At 64.7% G+C, this 23,800-nt stretch carries 23 protein-coding genes; 17 read left to right on the top strand and 6 right to left on the bottom strand.

Features of this window, described 5'->3' with window-relative positions; all coding sequences use genetic code 11:
• Positions 1-14: 14 nt before the first annotated feature.
• The 3 genes from ileS to ispH all read left to right on the top strand — a co-directional run bounded on the left by ileS (position 15) and on the right by ispH (position 4,422).
• Complete coding sequence (gene ileS, locus FAZ21_RS10155) at positions 15-2,876, top strand: isoleucine--tRNA ligase (RefSeq protein WP_136773332.1); 2,862 nt, start codon at positions 15-17, stop codon at positions 2,874-2,876.
• A 95-nt stretch (positions 2,877-2,971) separates the two neighbouring features.
• A complete protein-coding gene (lspA, locus tag FAZ21_RS10150) occupies positions 2,972-3,493 on the top strand; it encodes a signal peptidase II (RefSeq protein WP_136773331.1) in 522 nt (173 codons plus the stop codon).
• Positions 3,490-4,422 (top strand): 4-hydroxy-3-methylbut-2-enyl diphosphate reductase, encoded by a 933-nt coding sequence (gene ispH / locus FAZ21_RS10145; RefSeq protein WP_211243428.1) that lies wholly within the window; start codon positions 3,490-3,492, stop codon positions 4,420-4,422. Before lspA ends, ispH begins: the two co-directional genes overlap by 4 nt.
• A 62-nt stretch (positions 4,423-4,484) precedes the next feature.
• On the opposite strand, the gene FAZ21_RS10140 is transcribed toward ispH, so the two are convergent.
• Positions 4,485-5,756: an HD-GYP domain-containing protein gene (locus tag FAZ21_RS10140; protein ID WP_136773330.1), complete on the bottom strand. Its 1,272-nt coding sequence runs from the start codon at positions 5,754-5,756 to the stop codon at positions 4,485-4,487.
• A 219-nt stretch (positions 5,757-5,975) separates the two neighbouring features.
• Between FAZ21_RS10140 and FAZ21_RS10135 the strand changes: the two genes are divergently transcribed.
• The 9 genes from FAZ21_RS10135 (at position 5,976) to FAZ21_RS10095 (ending at position 16,090) form a co-directional block, all read left to right on the top strand.
• Complete coding sequence (locus FAZ21_RS10135; RefSeq protein ID WP_136773329.1) at positions 5,976-8,441, top strand: heavy metal translocating P-type ATPase; 2,466 nt, start codon at positions 5,976-5,978, stop codon at positions 8,439-8,441.
• A 4-nt stretch (positions 8,442-8,445) separates the two neighbouring features.
• Entirely contained in the window at positions 8,446-8,634 is a 189-nt protein-coding gene (ccoS, locus tag FAZ21_RS10130; protein WP_136773328.1) for a cbb3-type cytochrome oxidase assembly protein CcoS, read from the top strand.
• 250 nt (positions 8,635-8,884) lie between these two features.
• Entirely contained in the window at positions 8,885-10,306 is a 1,422-nt protein-coding gene (gene ccoN / locus FAZ21_RS10125) for a cytochrome-c oxidase, cbb3-type subunit I (RefSeq protein WP_136773327.1), read from the top strand.
• A 27-nt stretch (positions 10,307-10,333) separates the two neighbouring features.
• Positions 10,334-10,948 carry a cytochrome-c oxidase, cbb3-type subunit II gene (ccoO, locus tag FAZ21_RS10120; protein WP_136773326.1) on the top strand — a complete coding sequence of 205 codons (615 nt, stop codon included), beginning with the start codon at positions 10,334-10,336 and terminating at the stop codon, positions 10,946-10,948.
• Between the two features lie 6 nt (positions 10,949-10,954).
• Positions 10,955-11,125, top strand: a complete 171-nt coding sequence (locus tag FAZ21_RS10115; RefSeq protein WP_136773325.1) for a cbb3-type cytochrome oxidase subunit 3 — start codon at positions 10,955-10,957, stop codon at positions 11,123-11,125.
• 20 nt (positions 11,126-11,145) lie between these two features.
• Positions 11,146-12,054, top strand: coding sequence for a cytochrome-c oxidase, cbb3-type subunit III (gene ccoP, locus FAZ21_RS10110; protein ID WP_136773324.1), 909 nt, complete (start codon positions 11,146-11,148; stop codon positions 12,052-12,054).
• A gap of 168 nt (positions 12,055-12,222) precedes the next feature.
• Positions 12,223-13,665 (top strand): cytochrome c oxidase accessory protein CcoG, encoded by a 1,443-nt coding sequence (gene ccoG / locus FAZ21_RS10105; RefSeq protein ID WP_136773323.1) that lies wholly within the window; start codon positions 12,223-12,225, stop codon positions 13,663-13,665.
• Positions 13,666-13,760: 95 nt separating this feature from the next.
• Complete coding sequence (locus FAZ21_RS10100) at positions 13,761-14,258, top strand: FixH family protein (RefSeq protein ID WP_136773322.1); 498 nt, start codon at positions 13,761-13,763, stop codon at positions 14,256-14,258.
• A gap of 509 nt (positions 14,259-14,767) precedes the next feature.
• A complete protein-coding gene (locus FAZ21_RS10095) occupies positions 14,768-16,090 on the top strand; it encodes a ferredoxin reductase family protein (protein WP_136773321.1) in 1,323 nt (440 codons plus the stop codon).
• 154 nt (positions 16,091-16,244) lie between these two features.
• Here the strand turns inward: FAZ21_RS10095 and FAZ21_RS10090 are convergent, their stop codons facing one another.
• Both FAZ21_RS10090 and FAZ21_RS10085 read right to left on the bottom strand, forming a co-directional pair.
• Complete coding sequence (locus FAZ21_RS10090) at positions 16,245-16,964, bottom strand: alpha/beta hydrolase (protein ID WP_136773320.1); 720 nt, start codon at positions 16,962-16,964, stop codon at positions 16,245-16,247.
• Between the two features lie 79 nt (positions 16,965-17,043).
• A complete protein-coding gene (locus FAZ21_RS10085; RefSeq protein ID WP_136773379.1) occupies positions 17,044-17,997 on the bottom strand; it encodes a tRNA-dihydrouridine synthase in 954 nt (317 codons plus the stop codon).
• 169 nt (positions 17,998-18,166) lie between these two features.
• Between FAZ21_RS10085 and FAZ21_RS10080 the strand changes: the two genes are divergently transcribed.
• The 5 genes from FAZ21_RS10080 to FAZ21_RS10060 all read left to right on the top strand — a co-directional run bounded on the left by FAZ21_RS10080 (position 18,167) and on the right by FAZ21_RS10060 (position 21,460).
• Positions 18,167-18,751 (top strand): LexA family protein, encoded by a 585-nt coding sequence (locus tag FAZ21_RS10080; protein ID WP_136773319.1) that lies wholly within the window; start codon positions 18,167-18,169, stop codon positions 18,749-18,751.
• Positions 18,752-18,943: 192 nt separating this feature from the next.
• Positions 18,944-19,771 (top strand): NADPH-dependent 7-cyano-7-deazaguanine reductase QueF, encoded by an 828-nt coding sequence (gene queF / locus FAZ21_RS10075; protein ID WP_136773318.1) that lies wholly within the window; start codon positions 18,944-18,946, stop codon positions 19,769-19,771.
• Between the two features lie 43 nt (positions 19,772-19,814).
• Positions 19,815-20,165, top strand: a complete 351-nt coding sequence (locus FAZ21_RS10070; protein ID WP_136773317.1) for a GFA family protein — start codon at positions 19,815-19,817, stop codon at positions 20,163-20,165.
• An 18-nt stretch (positions 20,166-20,183) separates the two neighbouring features.
• Complete coding sequence (locus FAZ21_RS10065; RefSeq protein WP_169307339.1) at positions 20,184-20,435, top strand: YdeI/OmpD-associated family protein; 252 nt, start codon at positions 20,184-20,186, stop codon at positions 20,433-20,435.
• A 119-nt stretch (positions 20,436-20,554) separates the two neighbouring features.
• Positions 20,555-21,460 (top strand): phytanoyl-CoA dioxygenase family protein, encoded by a 906-nt coding sequence (locus FAZ21_RS10060; RefSeq protein ID WP_211243427.1) that lies wholly within the window; start codon positions 20,555-20,557, stop codon positions 21,458-21,460.
• Between the two features lie 46 nt (positions 21,461-21,506).
• Here the strand turns inward: FAZ21_RS10060 and FAZ21_RS10055 are convergent, their stop codons facing one another.
• The 3 genes from FAZ21_RS10055 to FAZ21_RS10045 all read right to left on the bottom strand — a co-directional run bounded on the left by FAZ21_RS10055 (position 21,507) and on the right by FAZ21_RS10045 (position 23,764).
• Positions 21,507-22,658 carry an MFS transporter gene (locus tag FAZ21_RS10055; protein WP_136773316.1) on the bottom strand — a complete coding sequence of 384 codons (1,152 nt, stop codon included), beginning with the start codon at positions 22,656-22,658 and terminating at the stop codon, positions 21,507-21,509.
• A 127-nt stretch (positions 22,659-22,785) separates the two neighbouring features.
• Entirely contained in the window at positions 22,786-23,337 is a 552-nt protein-coding gene (locus FAZ21_RS10050) for a cob(I)yrinic acid a,c-diamide adenosyltransferase (protein ID WP_136773315.1), read from the bottom strand.
• Between the two features lie 28 nt (positions 23,338-23,365).
• On the bottom strand, positions 23,366-23,764 hold the full coding sequence (locus FAZ21_RS10045) for a hypothetical protein (protein WP_136773314.1): 399 nt from the start codon (positions 23,762-23,764) through the stop codon (positions 23,366-23,368).
• Positions 23,765-23,800: the final 36 nt, after the last annotated feature.

Here is a 23,800-nt window from a genome sequence, read left to right as displayed (position 1 = left end):
GAGTTCACAAACCCATGGCCGACAACAAATACCCCGTCAACCTGCTCGATACGCCGTTCCCGATGCGAGGCGACCTCGCCAAGCGCGAGCCGGGCTTCCTGAAGCAATGGCAGGACATGCAGCTCTATCGCAAGCTGCGCGAACGGGCCAAGGCGCAGAACCGTCCGCTGTTCATCCTGCACGACGGTCCCCCCTACGCCAACGGCGAAATCCACCTCGGCCACGCGGTGAACAAGATCCTCAAGGACATCATCGTCAAATCCAAGAGCCTTGCCGGTTTCGACGCACCCTACGTGCCGGGCTGGGATTGCCATGGCCTGCCGATCGAGCACCAGATCGAAAAAATCTGCAAGGGCGACGCCAAGGCAGTGAAGGCCAACCCGGAAACGCACGCGCGCATCGTCGCCTACCGCAAGGAACACGGGCTGGACGCCAAATCGCTGGAACTGCCGCCGTCGTTCATTCGCGAGCTGTGCCGCGACTACGCCGCACGCCAGGTGGACATCCAGCGCCGCGACTTCATCCGCCTGGGCATCATCGGCGACTGGGAGAACCCCTACCGCACGATGGATTTCAAGACCGAGGCCGACATCGTGCGCACGCTGGGCCGGATCAACGCCAACGGCTACGTGACCCGTGGCCAGAAGCCGGTGCACTGGTGCGTGGACTGCGGCTCGGCGCTGGCCGAAGCCGAGGTGGAGTACGAGGACAAAGTATCCCCAGCCATCGACGTGGCTTTCCGCGTGGCCGATACCGATGCGCTGTCGCGCGCCTTCGGTGGCACCGCCATCGCGGGTGACGCCCATGCCGTGATCTGGACCACCACCCCGTGGACGCTGCCCGCCAACCAGGCCGTCACCGTCCATCCCGAACTGACCTACGACCTGATCGACACCCCCAAGGGCCTGCTGCTGCTGGCCAGCGATCTGGCCGAAGGCGCGCTCAAGCGCTACGAACTGGAAGGCATGATCGTCGCCCAGGCCAAGGGCGCCGCGCTGGAAGGCGTATTGCTGCAACACCCGTTCTACGAGCGCAAGGTGCCGCTGATCCTGGGCGAGCACGTCACCACCGAGGCCGGCACCGGCCTGGTACACACCGCGCCCGCGCACGGCCTGGACGACTATATCGTCGGCCTGAAGTATCACCTGCCCACCGACAACCCCGTGGGCGACGATGGCCGTTTCATCTCCACCACCCCGCTGTTCGCCGGTAAGAGCGTGTGGGAAGCCAACCCGCTGGTACTCGAAACGCTGCAAGGCAGTGGCGCGCTGCTGGCCAACAAGAAGCTGGAACACAGCTACCCGCATTGCTGGCGCCACAAGACCCCGATCATCTTCCGCGCCACCGCCCAGTGGTTCATCGCGATGGAAAAGGATGTCGCGGGCGATACGTTGCGCGGCGTAGCCAATCGCGCGGTCGAGGCCACCGAGTTTTTCCCGGCCTGGGGCCGTGCGCGGCTGGAATCGATGATCGGCAACCGCCCGGACTGGTGCATCAGCCGCCAGCGCAACTGGGGCGTGCCAATGACCTTCTTCGCGCACAAGGAAACCGGTGCGCTGCACCCGCGTTCGGACGAACTGCTGGAGCAGGTGGCGCAACGCATCGAGCAGGAAGGCATCGAGGCCTGGTTCAAGCTGGATGCCGCCGAGCTGCTGGGCGACGACGCCGCGCACTACGCCAAGCTGAAGGACACGCTGGACGTGTGGTTCGACTCCGGCTCCACCCATTACGCCGTGCTGCGCCAGCGCCCCGAACTGCGCTGGCCGGCCGACCTGTACCTGGAAGGCAGCGATCAGCATCGCGGCTGGTTCCAGAGTTCGCTGCTGATCGGCTGCGCCACCGAGGGCCGCGCGCCCTACGACCAGTTGCTCACCCACGGCTTCACCGTGGACGAGCACGGCCGCAAAATGTCCAAATCGCTGGGCAATGGCATCGAACCGCAGGAAATCTTCAATACCCTGGGCGCGGACATCCTGCGCCTGTGGATCGCCAGCGCCGACTACTCCGGCGAAATGTCGCTGTCGCAGGAAATCCTCAAGCGCACCACCGATGCCTACCGCCGCGTGCGCAACACGCTGCGCTTCCTGCTGGCCAACCTGTCGGACTTCGATCCGGCACGGGCGCTGCCAGTGCATGAACTGCTGACGCTGGATCGCTACGCGCTGGTCGAACTGGATGCGTTCCAGCAGCGCGTCACCGCGCTGTACGGGCGCTACGAGTTCCACTCCGCCGTGCAGGAACTGCACGCGTACTGCTCCGAGGAGCTGGGCTCGTTCTACCTGGATGTGATCAAGGATCGCCTCTACACCATGGGCGCGGATGCCGAAGGCCGCCGCTCCGCCCAGACCACGCTGTGGCACATCACCCAGACGCTGGTGCGGTTGCTGGCACCGATCCTCTCGTTCACCGCGCACGAAGCCTGGGAAGTGCTGCGCGGCCTGGATGGCAGCCTGGAAGAAAACGTGCAACTGGCCACCTGGCATGCCGTGCCGGCCGTGGGCGACGCCGCCGCGCTGGCTGCATCGTTCGCGTTGGTGCGCGAAGTACGCGCCAACGTGCAGAAGGAAATCGAAGTGCAACGCGCCGACGGCAAGCTGGGCTCCAGCCTGCAAGCCGAAGTGGCCCTGCACGCCTCCGGCGACACGCTGCACGCGCTGCGCGCGCTGGGCGACGAGCTGAAGTTCGTGCTGATCACCTCGCGCGCCACCGTGGCCGAGGGCGACGACCAGATTGCCGTCACGCCATCCGAAGCCGCCAAGTGCGAGCGCTGCTGGCACTACACCAGCAGCGTCGGCAGCCATGCAGATCATCCGGGCCTGTGCGCGCGCTGCCACGGCAACCTGTTCGGCAATGCCGAGGTGCGTGCCCATGCGTAATGCCTGGCCCGTCGGGGCCAGCCGCCGCCGGCTCGCCCCTCTCCCCCCTCGCTGCGGCGAGGAAGCCTCGCTTTGCTCGAAAGGGTGCTGAATTCATGACGGTCGATCGAATCCCCTCCGCTTCCAGCGGACCCGGCGCTTTCTGGCGCTGGATCGCCGTGGCCTTCGTCGTGATCGTGCTCGATCAGATCACCAAGCACGCGGTGGAAGCCCGTTTCGTCTACGGCGAGCAACTGGCGGTCATCCCGGGCTTCTTCAACCTGACCCTGGCCTACAACCCCGGCGCGGCGTTTTCGTTCCTGGCCGACGCCGGCGGCTGGCAGCGGCATTTCTTCACCGTGCTGGCGGCGGCGGTCTCGGCCTGGATCGTGTTCATGCTGCGGCGGCATCACGGCGAAACCCGGCTCTCGCTGGCGCTGGCGCTGATCATGGGCGGCGCGCTCGGCAACGTGATCGACCGTATCCTGCTCGGCCATGTGATCGATTTCATCCACGTCTACTATCGCGACTGGGACTACCCGGCGTTCAACCTCGCCGATTCGGCCATCTGCATCGGCGCGGCGCTGATGGTCTGGGACAGTTTCCGCAGCAAGCCCGCGCCGGAGAAACAGGCATGAACAAACCCATGCAGATCATCCTGGCCCAGCCGCGCGGCTTCTGCGCCGGCGTGGACCGCGCCATCGCCATCGTCGAAACGGCGCTGGCCAAGTTCGGCGCCCCGATCTACGTGCGTCACGAGGTGGTGCACAACAAATTCGTGATCGAGGACCTCAAGCTGAAAGGCGCGATCTTCGTCGAGGAACTGGCCGACGTTCCGGCCGGCAACACGGTGATCTTTTCCGCGCACGGCGTCTCGCAAGCGGTGCGGCGCGAGGCAGAGACCCGTGGCCTCGCCGTCTACGACGCCACCTGCCCGTTGGTGACCAAGGTGCACCTCGAAGTGAAGCGCCTGCGCGATCAGGGCTTCGAGATCATCATGATCGGCCACAAGGGCCACCCCGAGGTGGAAGGCACGATGGGCCAATCCGAGGGCGGCATGCTGCTGGTCGAGGACGCCACCGATGTGGCGACATTGAAGGTCGCCAATCCGGAGAAGCTGGCGTACGTCACGCAGACCACCCTGTCGGTGGACGATACCCAGGTGGTGATCGACGCGCTGCGCGCCCGGTTTCCGGACATCGTCGGGCCCAAGAAGGACGACATCTGCTACGCCACGCAGAACCGCCAGGACGCGGTGAAGCAACTGGCGGCGGAAGTGGATACCGTGATCGTGGTCGGCTCGCCCAACAGCTCCAACTCCAACCGCCTGCGCGAAGTGGCCGCCAGCCTGGGCATCGATGCCTACATGGTGGACAACGAAACCGAGCTGAAACCGGAATGGTTCACCGAGGGCGCCCGCGTCGGCATCACCGCCGGGGCATCGGCGCCGGATATCCTGGTGCAACGCGTCATCGACCGCATTCGCGGCCTGGGCGCGGATTCGGTGACGCCAATGCCGGGCATCGAGGAAAACGTGGTGTTCTCGCTGCCCAAGGGCCTCGCCTGATTGGTGTGGCCTTCGCAAAAAGCCCCGCTCGCAGCGGGGCTTTTTGTTGGCCCGGGGCCAGATCAACCATCGTGCAGCAACTGCACCAAGGGCTGGAAATACGCCGCCACCGCTGCCGACTGCAACGAGGCGCGCAGCGCCAGATCGCGCGCCAGTTCGCGCAGGCGCCAGCGGATCTCGCGCAGCACCAGGCTCAGCTCGAACCGCAACCAGCCGCTGGCATCGCCGATCAGCGCATCGAAATGCGGCTTGTCCGTCACCACATCCAGGCCAGTGCTGGAAAATGCGCGCTGGATCAGGACGAAGCGCGCCTCCACGCGCGCCAGCAATTGCACGCATGCCTCGCCATGCTGGCCCACCTCGGCGCGGCATCGCCCGAGCACTTCGGCGCCCACCGCGATCTTGCGCAGCAGCGCGTGCATATCCTGAACGTATTCGGTGTCCGGCATCTGGTACTCGCTGACCCGCGCCTCGCCCAGCGCCTGCGAGACCACCGACACCAGCACGGGGTCGTACTCCACCGGCACGATGCGCAGCGCCACCTCGGCCCGCTCCAGCGGGTATGCGCCATGCTCGGTCAGCGAGGCGATCATCTCCGCCGCCGCCAGCACGCGGCCCGCACGCGACAGGTTGGGCGCGGCGATGCCGCGCGGATAACCACCGCCGTCGCCGCGCTCATGGTGTTGCAGGATGGCTTCGGTCACCTCGGACGGCATGCCGCACACCTCGCCCGCCAGCGTCGCGCCGACCACCGGATGCACCGATACATGCCGCCAGGCCTCGGGGGTCAGGACCTGCCGCCGATCCAGGTGGCGCTGGTCGATATAAAGCTCGCCGATATCGTGCAGCAACGCCGCCGACGCCAGCACGCCCAGTTCGGTTTCGGTGAGCTTGAGCCGGCGCCCCAGGCCCAGCGACAGCAAGGTGACCAGTACGTAGTGCCGCAGGCTGTTCGGATCGTGGGCGCACGCCACCGTCAACATGTTGACGACGGCAGGGTTGAGCGGAATATCGCGCAGGCGCGGCAACAGGCCAAAATCGGCGAACAGCGGTGCGAGACCCGGGTTGTCTTCGATGACTGTCTGGCCAATCTGGATCAGCCGGTTGGCATCCACGCCCTGGCTCACCTGAAGGCAGCTTTCCAGGGGTTTCTTCAGCTTGTGGATGATCAGGCGCTGCTGCACGGATGGCGAGATGCGGGCGCCTTTGGCCAGCAACTTGATGCCGTTTTCGGTGTAGATATCCTCACTGGTTTCGATCTCGTGATGCTCGGCGGCGGTCACGACCCGATCCAGATAGTGGTGATTCACCACGGCCAGACTGTCGGCTTCCATCCTTTCGGTCCCTCCCGGACTCTTGGTCTGCCGCTCGGTCAGCGGCTATTTCAGTTTTTTCTCATATACAACGTGCATAGTCGAACGATGGCGCCCCGCTGGCAAGCACTGATAACCACCGTTTATCGGCAATCGTAAGCCTTCCATCCCGGGGCACAGCAGGCGGGAAACCCCGCCAGGCCAAGCGCGGCGCGGCCTGGCGGCGTACAATCCCCGCCCATGAACGCCGCACCGCCTGTCCCCGTCCCCTGCTTCCATTGCGGCGAGCCGGTTCCCGACGGACTCAACCTTCCCATCCGTTATCGCCAGCAGGCGCAACCGGCCTGCTGCGCCGGCTGCCAGGCCGTGGCACAGAGCATCATCGATGCCGGGCTGGGCGATTACTACGCGCAGCGCGAGCGTCCGGCGGACCGTGCCGCGCCACTGGCGGATGAACTGCTGGAACAACTGCGGCTGTACGACGACCCCGCGCTGCAAACCGGCTTTGTCCACGTCGAGGGCGACGCGACGCGCGAAGCGTCGCTGATGATCGAAGGCATCGTCTGCGCGGCATGTGTCTGGCTGAACGAGCGGCAACTGGCGCGCGTGCCCGGGGTGTTGGCGGTATCGATCAACTACAGCACCCATCGGGCACGGGTGCGCTGGGACGAAAGCCGCGTCCAGCTTTCGCAGATCCTGCGCGCAGTGGCCGCCATCGGTTACCGTGCACAGCCCTACGATGCGGCACGCCAGGAGGCCGCCCAGGAAAAAGCGCGCAAGCGTGCGCTGTTCCGGCTGTGGGTCGCTGGCCTGTCGATGATGCAGGTGATGATGTTCGCAGTGCCCATCTACATGGCGCGCGACGGTGAGATCGATGCGATCTGGCTCAATCTGATGCACTGGGCCAGCGGTCTGCTGACACTGCCGGTGGTGCTGTATTCGAGCTGGCCGTTCTATACGTCGAGCTGGCGCGACCTGCGGCGCGGCCGCGCGGGGATGGATCTGCCGGTCAGCGTCGGCGTGCTGTCGGCGTTCATCGCCAGTGTCGTCGCGCTGTGGTCGGGCCACGGCCAGGTGTATTTCGATTCGGTCTCGATGTTCGTGTTCCTGCTGCTGGCCGGCCGTTACCTGGAAACGCGGGCGCGGCAGAAGGCGGGCGCCGCGCTGGAAGGGCTGGTCAGGCTGATCCCCGCCTTCGCCCATCGGCTGGCGGACTGGCCACGTCATGCGCAGCCACATGAAGCGGCAGTCACCACCCTGGTTCCGGGCGATGTGTTGCTGGTACGCCCTGGCGAAACCATTCCCATCGATGGCGTCGTACTCGACGGCAGGGCCGAAGTCGACGAAGCGCTGCTGACCGGCGAAAGCCGTCCGATCGCCAAGGCCCCTGGCGACGGCGTGACCGGCGGCACGGTCAACCGGGGCTCGCCGCTGGTGGTCCGGGTGGAACAGGTGGGCGAAGCCACGCGCCTGGCCGGCATCGTGCGCCTGCTCGACCGCGCGCTGGCCGAAAAACCGCGCGTGGCCTTGATTGCCGACCGGGTATCCGGCTGGTTCGTCGCCGCCCTGCTGCTGGTCGCGGCGGGAACCTGGCTGTACTGGCACCTGCACGACCCGAGCCATGCACTACCCATCACCGTCGCGGTTCTGGTGATCTCCTGCCCGTGCGCGCTGTCGCTCGCGACACCCGCCGCGCTGACCGCCGCCACCGGCGCACTGGCGCGCCGTGGCGTGCTGATCACCCGTGGCCATGCGCTGGAAGCGCTCTCCGCCGTGACCCACGTGGTATTCGACAAGACCGGCACCCTGACCCAGGGCACGCCACGGGTGGTGGACATCACCTTGTGGCGCGGCGACGAAGCCAGCGCCCGGCAACTGGCGGCCGCGCTGGAAGCCCATTCCGAGCACCCGCTTGCCCGCGCGCTGCGCGGGGAAACCTGGTTCAGCGCGCGCGATGTGGTCAATCACCCCGGCGGCGGCCTGACCGGCATCATCGACGGCGTGCCCTTCGCCATCGGTGGCGCACAGTTCGTTGCCCAAGCCACCGGGCACCCCGTCCCGCAGGACGAATCGGGCCATACCCGCGTGGCGCTGGCCGATTCGGCGGGCTGGATCGCCGATTTTCACCTGGCCGACACCGCGCGCGACGATGCGGCCGCCACGGTGCGGCACCTTCGTGCCGCCGGGCTGGCCGTCCACCTGCTCAGTGGCGACCGGGCCGCCGCCGCAGGGCAAATGGCGGCGCAGTTGGGAATCGACCAGGTCGCCGCTGGCGTATCGCCGGAGGGCAAGCTGGCCTATCTGAAAGCGTTGCAGGCCGGCGGCGCACGGGTGCTGATGGTGGGCGACGGCGTCAACGACGCGCCGGTGCTGGGCGCCGCCGATGTATCGATGGCAATGGGTGCCGCCACCGACGTGGCGCAGGCTGCCGGCGACGCCGTGCTGTACGACAATCGGCTGATGGGGGTGGTGACCGCCTTGCGCACCGCCCGCGCCACCCGCAAGGTGATCCGCCAGAACCTGGGCTGGGCGCTGGGCTACAACCTGGTTGCGCTGCCGCTGGCCGTCTGCGGCCTGGTCACGCCCTGGCTGGCCAGCCTGGGCATGGCGCTCAGCTCACTGATCGTCGTCGGCAATGCGCTGCGGCTGGCCACCGCCGATCCCGCCGGGCGCCCGCAGGCCGCCACGGCGGCCTCCGAGGAATAGAAAGATGGAAAGTCTTTACCTGTTGATCCCGCTTTCGGTACTGCTGGCCTTCTGCATCGGTGGCCTGTTCTGGTGGGCGGTGAAGAGTGGCCAGTTCGACGATATGGAAGGCCCCGGACACCGCATTTTGCATGACGACGACATACCCTCGGAAGCCAATGAAAATGAGGGTGCGGACAAAAAAAACAACTGACCGCGAGTGCCCTGTCACGGTAAAATGCACCGCGATAACCGAGCGACTTGATGCACATCAACTATTAATTTGATATGCATCAAGTGTGGGGTGAATGCCCCATGAAATAGTCCTCGGCCAACCTTGCAAGGCGCCTGGAGTTCATTCCCACACCTTTTCGTTTCTTCCGATCTTTATCGGTAGGACACGCACCGCATTTGCAGCACTGAATCAGCAATTTCTGTTTTTGGAGATCCTCTCGGAGCGTTTCATGGAAAACCAAGCCACATACAATTACAAAGTGGTACGGCAGTTCGCCATTATGACGGTGGTCTGGGGCATAGTCGGCATGCTGGTCGGGGTGGTGATCGCCGCCCAGATGGTATGGCCGCAGCTCAACGTCGGCCCGTACTTCCACTTCGGGCGCCTGCGTCCTCTGCACACCAATGCCGTGATCTTCGCCTTCGGCGGCTGCGGTCTGATGGCCACCTCGCTATACGTGGTGCAACGCACCTGTAACGTCCGGCTGATCTCCGACAAGCTTGCGGGCTTTGTCTTCTGGGGCTGGCAGGCGGTCATCGTCCTGGCGGCGGTCACCCTGCCGCTGGGGCTGACCAGCGGCAAGGAATACGCCGAGCTGGAATGGCCCATCGACATCCTGATCACCATCGTCTGGGTGGCCTACGCCGTGGTGTTCTTCGGCACCATCGCCATCCGCAAGGTGAAGCACATCTACGTGGCCAACTGGTTCTACGGCGGCTTCATCCTGGCGGTGGCGCTGCTGCATATCGTGAATAGCATGGAAATGCCGGTCTCGATGTGGAAGTCGTACTCGGCCTATGCCGGCGCCGTGGATGCCATGGTGCAATGGTGGTACGGCCACAACGCCGTGGGCTTCTTCCTCACCGCGGGCTTCCTGGGGATGATGTATTACTTCGTGCCCAAGCAGGCCGGCCGCCCGGTGTACTCGTATCGCCTGTCGGTGGTCCACTTCTGGGCGCTGATCTTCACCTACATGTGGGCCGGCCCCCACCACCTGCACTACACCGCGCTGCCCGACTGGACCCAATCGCTGGGCATGGTGTTCTCGCTGATCCTGCTGGCACCGTCCTGGGGCGGCATGATCAACGGGATCATGACCCTCTCCGGCGCCTGGCATAAGCTGCGCACCGACCCGATCCTGAAGTTCCTGGTGACCGCGCTGTCGTTCTACGGCATGTCCACCTTCGAAGGTCCGATGATGTCGATCAAGACAGTGAACGCGCTGTCGCACTTCACCGACTGGACCATCGGCCACGTGCACTCCGGCGCGCTGGGCTGGGTGGCGATGATCACCATCGGCTCCATCTACTACCTGGTGCCGCGCCTGTTCAACCGTGAAGAGATGTACTCGGTGAAGCTGGTGGAAACCCACTTCTGGATCGCGACGCTGGGCACCGTGCTCTATATCGCATCCATGTGGATCGCCGGCGTGACCCAGGGCCTGATGTGGCGTGCGGTCAACCCGGACGGCACCCTGACCTACGCCTTCATCGACGCGGTCAAGGCCAGCCACCCCTACTTCTTCATCCGTTTCCTCGGCGGCTTCATGTTCCTCTCCGGCATGCTGCTGATGCTTTACAACGTGCTCCGCACCGCCTTCGCCGGCCGTCCGGTGAACGCCGAGATTCCGGCCGTGGTCGCCCACGCCTGATGCCCAGGAACCACTAGAAGACACAAAATGAATCGAGTTCAAAAACTGATCGAAGAAAAAGTGGGCTGGCTGATCGTGCTCACGGTTCTGGTCATCAGCGTGGCGATGATGGTCGAAATCCTGCCGCTGATGTTCATGAAGAGCGTCACGCAGCCCATCAAGGACGTGAAGCCGTACACCGCGCTGCAACTGGCCGGCCGCGACATCTATATCCGCGAAGGCTGTTACAACTGCCACTCGCAGATGATCCGCCCGTTCCGCGCGGAAACCGAGCGCTATGGCCACTTCTCCGTGGCCGGCGAATCGGTGTACGACCACCCGTTCCAGTGGGGCTCCAAGCGCACCGGTCCCGACCTGGCCCGCGTCGGCGGCCGTTACTCGGACGAATGGCATCGTGCCCACCTGATCCGTCCCCAGGACGTGGTGCCCGAATCCATCATGCCACCCTTCCCGTGGCTGGCATCCAGCAAGGTGGATGCCGAATCGCTGCCGGCCAAGATGACCGCGCTGCGCCGCCTGGGCGTGCCCTACACCGATGCCGACATCGCCGATTCGGTGAAGGCGGTGGAAGGCAAGACCGAGATGGATGCGATCATCGCCTACCTGCAAGGGCTGGGCCTCGCGCTGAAGAACAAAAGGTAATCGGTCATGGACACGCAAACCCTGATTCGGGTGGTGGTCACCGTCCTGAGTTTCGTCTGCTTCGTCGGTATCTGCGTCTGGGCCTACAGCGGCCGCGCACGCAAGGGCATGGATGAAGCAGCCAAGCTGCCATTTCTCGACGACGACAAGCCCGAAGCGGGCGACAAGCAGTCCTGACCCTGCGGAGCTGAGTACAAATGAAGGATTTCAATAGCGATTTCTGGGGCATCTACATCGCCGTCATCGTGATCGTATCGATGATCTGGCTGGGCTATCTCGTGGTCAGCCAGAGCAAGGTGAAGCTCAAGAAAGGGGAAAAGGCAGAGGTCACCGGCCACAAGTGGGACGGCGACCTCGAGGAATACAGCAACCCGCTGCCCGGCTGGTGGGTGGTGCTGTTCTACGCGACCATCGTGTTCGCGGTCGGCTACCTGGTGGCCTACCCGGGCCTGGTGGCGTTCGGCAACGTGTGGAACTGGTCGTCCACCGGCCAGCACGCGCAGGAAGTGAAGAAGGCCGACGACAAGTACGGCCCGATGTTCGCCAAGTACCAGGCCATGCCCATCGAACAGGTGGCGCAGAACCCCGAAGCACGCGATATCGGCAAGCGGCTGTTCTACACCTACTGCATCCAGTGCCACGGTTCGGACGCGCGCGGCGCCAAGGGCTTCCCCAATCTGACCGACAACGACTGGCTGTACGGCGGTGACGCGGTCAAGGTGGTCGAGACCATCAACAACGGCCGCCACGGCCAGATGCCCGCCTTCGGCGCGGCGTTCGGCGAAGAAAAGGTACGGGATGTGGCGAACTACGTGCTGAAGCTCGCCGGCAAGCCGAACAACGAAGCGCGCGCCACGCGCGGCGGCGATACCTTCAAGCAGGTGTGCATGGCCTGTCACGGTGCCGACGGCAAGGGCAACCAGAGCCTGGGCGCGCCGAACCTGACCGACAACATCTGGCTGTACGGCGGCTCGGAAGCCACCATCGTCGAAACCATTACCAATGGTCGCGACAACGTGATGCCGGCCTGGCAGGCTTTCCTGGGCGATGCCAAGGTTCACCTGTTGGCCGCCTACGTCTACGGCCTGTCGCACAACCAGCAGTAAGCGGTCGCCCGAGCGGCACGACGGGCGGGCCATCCCCGCCCGTTGGCACTTTGGGCAGCCGATGGATCGTTTCGGCGGGCGCGCCATGATCACGGCGCGCCGGTCGAGAAGCTTGCTGCAAGGGTGTCGTACCCCGGCACGTTTGCATCAACCTTCTGCGAGCACGTCATGAGCCAGAAATTGCAGGACATCCCGGTCACCGTCGTCCAGGAAAAGGACGACGGCGAATACGAGGAAATCCACCTCTACGCCAAGCACAAGAAGATCTATCCGCGCTGGATCAACGGCTTCTGGAACAAGTGGCGCATTTTCTTCGTCTTCGCCACCCAGTTGTTCTTCTATGGCATGCCCTGGCTGACCATCAACGACCGCCAGGCGCTGCTGTTCGACCTGGCCACTCGCAAGTTCTACATCCTGGGCCTGGTGTTCCTGCCCCAGGACTTCATCTACCTCACCGCCCTGCTGATCACCTGTGCCATCGGCCTGTTCGCCTGGACCACCATCGGCGGCCGGCTCTGGTGCGGCTACGCCTGTCCGCAGACGGTCTACACGGAGATTTTCCTGTGGATCGAAAAATGGGTGGAAGGCGACCGCATGCAGCGGATCAAGCTCGACAGCGGCCCCGCCACCCCCCGCAAGATCCGGCTCAAGGTGACCAAGCACCTGATCTGGGTGGTGTTCGCGTTGTGGACCGGCTTCACCTTCGTCGGTTACTTCACGCCCATCCATGAGCTGGGCCGCGCGGCGCTCAACCTGGGCGTTGGCCCGTGGGAAACCTTCTGGATCCTGTTCTACGGCTTTGCCACCTATGGCAATGCCGGCTGGATGCGCGAACAGGTCTGCAAGTACATGTGCCCGTACGCGCGCTTCCAGAGCGTGATGTTCGACGCCGACACGCTGATCGTCAGCTACGACACCGAGCGCGGCGAAGCGCGCGGCCATCGCAAGAAAGGCGCCGACTACCGCGCCGCCGGCCTGGGCGACTGCATCGACTGCAAGATGTGCGTCCAGGTCTGCCCGGTGGGTATCGACATCCGCGAGGGCCTGCAATACGAATGCATCGGCTGTACGGCCTGTATCGACGCCTGCGACGACGTGATGGACAAGATGCAGTACCCGCGTGGCCTGATCCGCTACACCACGCAGAACGCGCTGGAACACAAGTATCCCGAGTCGGCGTTCTGGTCGCGGCTGAAACGCCCGCGCGTGATCGTCTATGCCGTGCTGCTGGCCATCGTCCTGAGCGTCACCGTCGTATCGCTGGTGCTGCGCCAGCCGGTGAAGGTGAACATCTCGCGCGACCGCGTGGCCCTGGTGCGCGAAACCGACGATGGCTGGCTGGAAAACAGCTACATCGTGCAGATCGAGAATGCCGACGAAAACAGCCACGTCTACACCATCGAACCGCAAGGCATGCAAGGCATGCGCGCCGTGGTACAGGGCGGCAACCGGATCGAGGTGGCCTCCACCGGCATCGCCGAGGTCGGCGTACGGTTGCAGGTGCCCAGCGACCAGGCGCCGAAGGGCACTCATGAAGTGAAACTACTGATCCGCGCCACCGACAAGCCGGCCATTGCCACCGAAGAAGTCGTCACCTTCATCAACCGCTGATACGCCGGGGCGCCCATTGCTGGAACTTTCAGCGGCGGCGCCCTTCCATCGCTTTTGCACACCAAGGCCGCGTCGACGGCCCTACACGGAACATCATGTCTGCCACCCTGCCCCCCCCCTGGTACAAATCGCCCTGGCCCTGGTTCCTGATGAGCATTCCCGCGCTGGCCGTGGTCGGCGGCATCGCCATGGTGGTGCTGGCAATCACCAGCAATGACGGCCTCGTCACCGACGACTACTACAAGGAAGGCCAGGCCATCAACGAGACGCTCGGCCGCGACCACGCCGCCGCCGCCCTCGGCCTCAGCGCCCAGGTCATGCTGGCGGACGACCTGCGCAGCATCCGCATCCTGTTCGACAAGCCGGTCAAAGGCCCCCTCACGCTGCACGTGCTGCACCCCACCCGCGAAGGACAGGACCAGCACGTTACCCTGCAACAGCAAGGCCCTCAGCTTTATGCCGCCATCCTCCCCAGGCCGCTGGAGCAACCGCGCTGGAACGTGGAGCTGGCCGACGGCAACCACACCTGGCGCCTGACCGGCGTGTGGAAGCTGGATTCCCCCACGCCGCTGCAACTGACGCCGGAGCGCTGAACCGCATCGGGATTGCCACCGGGATATAACCTCCCGCTTCATCGGGTTTTGCGCTCCCGGCCCATCCGAATCCCACCTCGACGGCCCGTCAGCGCAGCGCATGACGGGCATCGCGGGCCACAACACCCGGCCGGCGCCCTGCGCGGCCGCCTTCGCGCCGCTCGCCAGTTTCGCCACGCCTTCTTTCCTGCCCGCCAAGCGCCTGTTCCAGCAAGGCTTGCCGCGTCCTGCCCCCGTTTCCAGCGGCGCCCCCTGCGCCGGACGCGCGTCGGCGATAGCCCGAATTCGGCGGCAAGGGGTCCCACCCTACCTTCGTTACGCGCGCCGGATCGGCCGCCGCTGCCGCGGCGTACTTGATCCGGCTCAGCACTGGGTTGATCCGGCGCAAATACAATATCGATTGGTTTCCTTATCCCGCGCTCATTGCCAGAACCGCTGCGCTGGGTTTTGTTGGCGGCTGGAGGGTCGGCCCGATCGCTCGAATCGCGGGCAGCAAATGGAGTCCCATCATGAAACTGCAACAGATCCTGCCTGCCGCCCTGATCCTTGCGATCACCTGCTACCTGTTCACCCCCGGCGCGGCATCGCTGCTGTCGGGCGCGAACTTCTTCGCCTGGCGCAAAGAGTTCATCCTGTTGACCGGTATCTCCGCATTCACCTGCATGAGCCTGGCAATGCTGCTCGCGGTACGGCCCGCGTGGCTGGAAGGCCACATCGGCGGGCTGGACAAGGGTTATGCGCTGCACAAGTGGCTGGGCATCGCGGCGGGCGTGCTGATCCTGCTGCACTGGCTGGGCCACGACGGCGCGAAATGGCTGGTCGAAGCCGGACTGGTGCAGCGCCCGGTGCGCGCAGGCGGTGAAGCCCGCGGCGCAACCGGCTTCAGTTTCAAGGAACTCGCGCATCAACTGGGCAGTTGGTCGTTCTACGTGATGGCCGCACTGGTGGTGCTCGCACTCACCAAGCGTTTTCCTTACAAGTATTTCCACTGGGTGCACAAAGCCTTCGGCGTGATCTTCCTCATCGGCACCTACCACGGGCTCGTGTTGATGCCGCAGGCATGGTGGAGCCAGCCAGCCGGCTGGCTGATGATCGCCGTGGGCGCCATCGGCTCGGCCTGTGCGCTCTGGTCGCTTGCCGGCCTCATCGGGCGCAGTCGCACCCGGCACGGCAAAGTAACGCACATCGACCTTGCCGACGGCGGCATCATCGACCTGCGCATCCGGCTCGATGGCGAAGGCCTGACGCACAAGGCAGGCCAGTTCGCCTTCCTGAAGTTCGACACGCTCGAAGGCGCGCATCCCTTCACCATCGCCTCCGCCGGCCACGACCCGCAGGCACTGCGCTTCGCGATCAAGCCACTGGGCGACTACACGCAGACACTCCTGAACCGCATCAAGGCCGGGCAAGCGGTCGCGGTCGAAGGCCCCTATGGACGCTTCGATTTCAGCGGCAACGCCGAGCACGAGGTCTGGGTCGCTGGCGGTATCGGCATCACACCGTTCATGGCGCGGCTTGAAGATCTCGCCGCCCACGGCGGCGCGCGGCGGCCGACCGAACTCTGGTACTCGACCGCCACCCGCTTCGAAGCGGCCTTTCCCGCCGACCTCGAAGCGCAATGCCAGCGCGCCGGCGTGCGCCTGAAGCGAGTGATTGCCGACGAGGATGGCCGGCTCTCCGCGCAGCATCTGGCCCAGCACAGCGGCGACCTGTCGCGGACTGCGGTCTGGTTCTGCGGCCCACTGCCATTCGCCGACAGCCTGCGCCGTGGCCTCACCCAACACGGCCTGCCAAAGGCGGCATTCCACGCCGAACGTTTCGCAATGCGTTGATCGCCACATCTGTTCGCCGCACGGCGCCTGGCCGAGCGGCGTTGCATGTGGCAACCCCACAAGCCCCAGGCTACGCCAAATTGAATGCAATCATTCCCTACGGAATGGTCAAGATTTTTATTGGTGGCGTCATCCTCGGCTGACCCAATCCCTTTCAGCCATTGCCTCCATTTCGCACATCATTTTCCAGCCAATCACTTAAAACACCCAGCTGTTCGGCCGTATGAAAGTAATGCCCGGCGCCTTGCACCACCTGCAGCTCACAAGAGAATTTCTCTACAAAATCAACCAAAACACCCCTATCACAGATATCGTCCTCACTTCCATACAGGATAGCTGTAGGAACAGACCAACCATCAATAGGATTTTCATTTACATAGCAATAATAATCCCAATACAGTTTATGCCCTATGGGCGTAGCAATTGTCTGCTCACGTCTCAACCGATCTTCCGAGACATAAAACCACATCATCATATTGTCAATGATGCGCTTCATATCGACCACCGGGGATAAGAACCAAGCCTTCTTGATGGACTCGTTACGGTAAGCCAAAAGACTGAAATAGGCACCCATGCTATTGGCAAAAAGGCTGATTTCTTCCCAATTCGCCTTTGCATGCTGCATCACCTTGATCAAATCTTTCACACAATGCTGTACTTTGCATGGCGTATCTTCGTTTTTCCTATCTCCATGCTCCGGAAGGTCAAAACTCAACACCTGATAACCATTCACCGAAACATTTTGAGCCAGCACCTCAATTGGAACATCCGTCTTGTGCGACATATTTCCATGAACGGCGACAACTACTTTCTTTGCTGCACTCCCCCAAACAACAGCGGGGATATTTTCTATTTCAATTATTTTTTTGAACATTAGTGATTCCACTTGAATCATTTCGTTTCTGCCTGCATGGGCCGCATCAAAAAGGCCGGTTCCTCCACCGGCCTTTCTTTCACTCCACCCGCGCCATCTCGCCGGTTGTTCGCGCGCCCGGCGTCGATGCCGTGTCAAACACCAGCCGCTCCACCTCGCGCGGATCGGTCACCGTGCGGATCCGCTGGAACAACGCATCGGCCTCCGGGTGAAGGCGCCGCAGATAGGCCAGCCACTGCTTGAGCCGGCCTGGCTGGTACTTCGGTAGCGTCGCCAACTGCACTTTGTCCCAGAACGGCCGCAGCAGCGGCTCGACTTCGGCCCAGCCCGCGCGCTCGCCGCATTTCACCGTGCGCGCCAGGCCAGGATCGGCCACCATGCCACGACCCAGCATCACATCCTCGCAGCCGGAGATCGCACGGCAGCGGGCAAAGTCGTCGGGGGTCCACACTTCGCCGTTGGCAATGACGGGGATGTCCAGCGCCTCGAGGATCGCGGGCAGTTCCTCCCAGAACGCGGGCGGACGATAGCCCTCCACCTTGGTACGCGCGTGCACCACCAGCTCCTGTGCACCACCGGCCGCAATGGCCTGCGCGCATTCCAGCTTGCGGGATTTATCCTCGTAGCCCAGGCGCATCTTGGCGGTCACCAGCATGTGCGCCGGTACAGCGCGGCGCACCGCCGACACCAGTTGATGCAGCAGTTCCGGATCGGTCAGCAGCACCGCGCCACCGCGATGCCGGTTTACCGTCTTGGCCGGACAGCCGAAATTCAGATCGATGCCGGCAGGGCCGAGCGCGGCCAGCTTGGCCGCGTTTTCCGCCATGCAGCCCGGATCGGAGCCCAGCAGTTGCACCCGCACCGGCACGCCGGCGGGCGTCCGGCTGCCGGTGAGCAGTTCCGGCGCGATGCGCTGGAAAAAGCGGTTCGGCAACAAGGTGCCCGATACCCGCACGAACTCCGTCACACAGATATCCACCCCGCCCAGGCGGGTGAGCATGTCGCGCAGGATATGGTCCAGCAGCCCTTCCATCGGGGCGAGATAGATCCGCAATCTGTTCAATCCAAAAGCAAAAACCGGATTCTACGCGATCCGCCTCCCTGCCGCGTTGACAGCCGAACATTCGTTCGATTAACCTCGCCCCAACTACAGAACGATTGTTCGCTTTGGCGGCCACGCTGCCGGCATCGAGGAGTGACGCATGGGCAACCCGAACCGAGACCACGAGTACCTGGGCAAGCTCCAGGACTACTACACCGACTATCGCAGCCTGCCCTCCTACGCCGTGATCGGCGAAATGCTGGGCATGGCATCCAAATCGGCGGTATCGGCGCTGGTCAAGCGCCTGACCCTCGCCGGCTACCTCGAAACCACGCCGGATCGACGGCTGGCGCCGACCAAACGCTTCTTCGAGCGCGACCTGGCCGATTTCAACGTGCCCGCCGGCCTGCCCGCCGCCGCCAACGACGCCATGAGCGAAGCGCTCACTGTCGACGAATACCTGATTCCCCGCCCTAGCAGCAGCGTACTGATCAAGGTACGCGGCGACTCGATGGTCGAGGCCGGCATCCACGACGGCGATATCGCGGTGGTGGAAAAACGGCATTCCGCCAACCTGGGCGAGATCGTCGTCGCCATCGTCGATGGCGAATACACGCTGAAAGAACTGGCGCGCGACAAGCAGGGCTATCTGCTGCTGCCGCACAATGCCGGCTACGAGCCGATCCGCCCGCAGGAAGGGCTGGAAATCTTCGGCGTGATGGTGGGGCTGATCCGCAAGTATTGAAGCCCGTACCGGTTGATTCGGTGCAGCCCGCCGCAAAGCGGGCTTTCTTCGTCATGCGCTTCGGCGAAGCCGCCTCGGCCAGCCGTGTAACATCACCGGCGTGAGCGGCGGCGCCGTGGTGCGGTCAGCGCGGTTTTATCCACGGCACGCGCTACACTCACACCTCCCCGGATCAGCCAGCAAAGGATTTCCATGAGCGACGCCCAGCACTCGCCACTCGGCAAGGCGGTCAGCTACCAGATGCAATACGACCCCAGCCTGTTGTTTCCCATCCCGCGCCAGGGCAAGCGGGACGAAATCGGCGTGAAGGGCGCCTTGCCATTCATGGGCGTGGATATCTGGAACGGCTATGAGTTGTCCTGGCTGAATGCGCGCGGCAAGCCCCAGGTGGCCACGGCGGTGTTCCACATCCCGGCGGACAGCCCCAACATCGTCGAATCCAAGTCGTTCAAGCTCTATCTCAACAGCTTCAACCAGACCCGGCTGGACAGCGCCGATGCGCTGCTCGCCATGCTGCGCGACGACCTGTCGCGTGCGGCCGGCGCGCCAGTACAGGTGGAGCTGGCATTGCCCGAGCAGTTCGCCGGCCTGCGCTTCGCCGAACTCGATGGCTACTGCATCGACAACCTCGATATCGAGATCGATACCTATAGCCCGCAGCCCGGCCTGCTCCACTGTGACGAAGCGCCGTCACCAGTGGACGAGGCGCTGGTGTCCAACCTGCTCAAGTCCAATTGCCTCGTCACCGGCCAGCCCGATTGGGCCAGCGTACAGATCCGCTATGTTGGTGCCCCGATCAACCGCGAATCACTGCTGCGCTACCTGATCTCGTTCCGCGAACACAACGAATTCCACGAACAATGCGTCGAGCGCATCTTCATGGACATCCTGCGCGCCTGCAAACCGATGAAGCTGGCAGTCTATGCTCGCTATACGCGGCGCGGCGGGCTGGACATCAACCCTTATCGCAGTAACTTCAGCGGCCCGCCGCCCGGCAACCGCCGCACCGCGCGGCAATAGACCCCGCGCGTCCTCAATCGCCCGTCCCCTGCGAGGTGTTCCCATGATCTACCACGGAAGCTGTCATTGCGGTCGCATTGCCTATGAAGTGGAAAGCGAGCCGGTGGAGCAGGTGCTCGACTGCAACTGCTCGATCTGCCAGCGGCGCGGTCACCTGCTGTTCTTCGTGCCACGCCAGAACCTGCGCCTTGCCACGCCCGAGGGCGACATCACCACCTACACCTTCAACACCCACCGTATCCGTCACCATTTCTGCCCGGTATGTGGCTGCGGGCCGTTCGGTACCGGCACCGATCCGCACGGCAACGAGATCGCCGCCATCAACGCCCGCTGCCTGGAAGACATCGACCTCGCCGCGCTGAAGCGCCAGCCCTACGACGGACGCAGCGCGTAGCACCCTCCCGGAACAGGCATGAACCACGGCTCCACCCTGAAGCGCCCGCTCCAGCCCATGCCCGGGGCCATCCGCCAGGCACTGGTCGAACCGGGTCTGCTTGCCGCCTATGAGGCGCGGCCGCCCTACCAGCGCAACGACTACCTGGCCTGGATCGCCCGAGCCCGGCGGGATGCCACCCGCGACCAGCGAATCCGCCAGATGCTGGACGAACTGGCAGGCGGCGGCCGCTACATGAAAATGGCATGGCGCCCGGGCGGCAAATCATGAGCACCGCAGCCCGAACCCTCGTCGAGCGCGCCGAAACCGGCATGCTCGGCGTCTGCCAGTTGAAACGACTGTAGTCGCGGCTGTGCGCCGCCCGGCTCGGGCATATCGAACCCGTGCCCATGGATGAAGGTCATCTGGACCGGTTGGCGCTGCACGGCGTGGGCGTGGGCCTGGAACAGGCCATCGGCTACGTGAACCAGCAGGCGCCGGATTTCGCAGCCTTCGAGCGCTGGATCATCGACATCGCCGGCCCCCCCGACCGGGCCCGCGTCGCACGCCTGAATGCCGCGCTGCTCGGCCAGCCGTCGCCCGCGCCCGATCTGCTGCACCGGGTGGAAAGCGCCGAGCCCGTGCTGAGCGACGCCGACCTGGCGCAGTGGGAACAAGCGGGCTACGTCGTGCTGCGCAAAGCGATATCGCCGGCGCAGGCCGCCGCTGCCGCGTCGGCGGTATTCACCCACCTGGGCGCCGATCCGGCGCAACCCGATACCTGGTATGGCGGCACGCGCCAGGGCATCATGGTGCAGCTTTTCCAGCACCCGGCGCTGGCCGCGATCCGCGCATCGCCGCGCATCCACAAGGCGTTTGCCCAGCTTTGGGGCCATGCGGACCTGTGGCCCACCACCGACCGGGTCAGCTTCAACCCGCCGCAGCGGCCCGACCATGTATTCCAGGGGCCGCACCTGCACTGGGACGTCAGCCTGGCACAGCCTATCCCCTTCGCCACGCAGGGATTGGTCTATCTCACCAATACCCGGCCGGAACAAGGTGCGCTGACGCTGGTGCCGGGCTTCCAGCACCGCATTGCCGACTGGCTGGCCACGCTGCCACCGGGTGCCGATCCACGCGGGCAGGATCTGGATACGCTCGGCGCCATCCCGATCGGCGGCGAGGCGGGCGATCTGGTGATCTGGCAACAGGCACTACCGCACGGTAGCCGCCCCAACCTCGCCAACCAGCCACGCGTGGTGCATTACGTGAACATGTATCCGGCGCGCATCGCCCAGCACGCACAGTGGTTGTAGCGGGCGAATCGACCCAGGGCGTGTCATCCAATGTATCGCGGCAGCGCTAGCCCACCGCCACCCGGCGCAACTGCCGTGGGCCGGCAATCGCGATCAGCGCCACGCTGGCCGCCACCAGCGCCAGCCCGACGCGCAGGCTGGTGGCGTGCGTCAGGGCGCCGATCAGCACCGGGCCCAGCAGCATGCCGACGTACGCCAGCCGCGCCACGCTGGCGATGCCCTCGGCGGGCGTGACGCCCTCGATGCGCGAGGCTCCGACGAAGAAGATCGGCACCAGATTGGCCGCGCCCAGCCCCATCAGCGCAAAGCCGATCAGCGTCGGCGCCGTATCGGGCCACAACAAGGCCAGCACGATGCCGACGAACCCGGTCCAGCCGGACCAGCGCAGCAACTGCACCGCCCCCAGCCGCGCGCGTAGCCAGTCCCCGCCGAAGCGCCCACCGGCCATGCCCGCCGAGAATGCCGCGTAGCCCCAGCCGACCCAATACGGCGTGGCACCGACCGTCTCCTTCATGTAGACGGCGCTCCAGTCATACATCGCGCCCTCGCCCACCAACCCGAAGAACGCCAGGATGCCCAGGATCCACAACAGGCGATTGGCCTGCCGATGCTGTCCGGCCCCGAGCGGAACGGGCGGATGGTCGGCCAACAGCACGCGTGAGGACAGCAATGCGACGGCGGCGGTGATGATCGCCATGCCGATGCAATGCGCCAGCGGCGCAACGCCCGCCGCGATCAGCGAGCCGCCCACCGCCGCGCCGATCATGCCGCCCAGGCTGAACATGCCGTGCAGGCCGCTCATGATCGGCTTGCCGCAATGCGCCTCAACGGTGGCCGCCTGCGCGTTCATCGCCACGTCATAGGCCGCGTTGGCCGCACCGAACAATGCCAGCAGCGGCAGCAAGGTCCAGAAACCCGGCATCGCCATCAGCAATGCGGTGCTCAGCGCGAACGCCAGCGCGCCCTGCACCGAAGCCCGGTCGCTGCCGACCCGCGCCACCCAGGCCCCCAGCGATTTCATCGCCAGGATGGCGCCGCCCGCCACGGCGAACATCGCCACCGACAGTTCGGCATCGGAAAGTGCGAAACGCGCCTTGATAGTGGGAATGTGCACGCCCCAGGTGGCGTAGCTCGCGCCGCTGGCAAAGAACAACGCCATGGTGGCGATGCGGGCGCGCAGGAGGGGATTGACGGTCATGAAGGGAAATCGAAGCAAAAACGCAGGATGACGGCTTGCCGGGAGGGGCGCCAGTGGCCGGCTCCCGATGCCGCAAGGTGGGCAAACGGCGGCGCGGCCACGATACGGCCGCGCCGGTGCTTGCCGATCAGGCGTTCAAGCCGGGGCGCCACAGCACATCCGGTACCCCGGCATGCCCGTTGGCCGCGCGCGCCAGGATGAACAACAGGTCGGACAGGCGGTTCAGATAGCGTGCCCCGGTGGGCGGCAGCGCCTGTTCCCGCCCCAGCGCCACCAGGCTGCGCTCGGCGCGGCGGCAGACGCAACGCGCCAGATGCAATTGCGCCGCAGCGCGGCCGCCACCGGGCAGGATGAATTCCTTCAATGGCGCCAGTTCGGCATTGAAGCGCGCCACTTCGTCCTCCAGCCGTGCCAGTTGTGCCTCGGTCAGGGCCTCCCGGCCCGGAATCGCCAACTCGCCGCCCAGGTCGAATAGATCGTTCTGCACGCGGCCCAGGCTGTCGCGCAAGGCAGCCGGTACGTCCTCGGCCAGCACCGCGCCGAGTTGCGAGTTCAATTCATCCACGTCGCCCAGCGCCGCGATGCGCGGGTGATCCTTGCCGACCCGGCTGCCGTCGCCCAGGCCGGTGCTGCCGTCGTCGCCGGTGCGGGTGGTAATCTTGCTGAGCCGGTGTCCCATGCGTTTCCTTTTTTGTTGCGATCGGATTCTATTCGGGTTGGGTCTTGGTACTGTAATCGGCCGCCGTCGGGTTCCAGAAGCCGTAATGACCATTGCCGGCCACGTCGAAGCGCCCGCCCAGTTGCGTCGCGATCCGCGCAATGCCGGCCGCGTCGTCCACGCCGGCCAGATCGAAGGCCAACGTCTCGCCCAGCACGTCGCCGTAGTGCTTCTCCGTGTTCTGCCGCGCCAGGGTTTCCGCCAGCGGCTGCGCTACGTGATGCACATGGATGTCGTGATCGACCGCGTAGGTCCGCACGCGCCACGCTTCGTCCGCGCCCAGCCACCATTGCACTGTATCGAAGTCATCGCCTTCGGCCTCGTACTCGATGTTCTCGGCGTAGCTGCTGCTCACGGCAAGCTTGAAAACCAGCAAACGGACAGCCATGGAGGCGCTCCTTCCGGTGGGTTCGGGATCGCGCGG

This window comes from Chitiniphilus eburneus (assembly GCF_005048205.1).
GTDB lineage: Bacteria > Pseudomonadota > Gammaproteobacteria > Burkholderiales > Chitinibacteraceae > Chitiniphilus > Chitiniphilus eburneus.
This window is presented reverse-complemented; position numbering and strand designations above follow the sequence as displayed.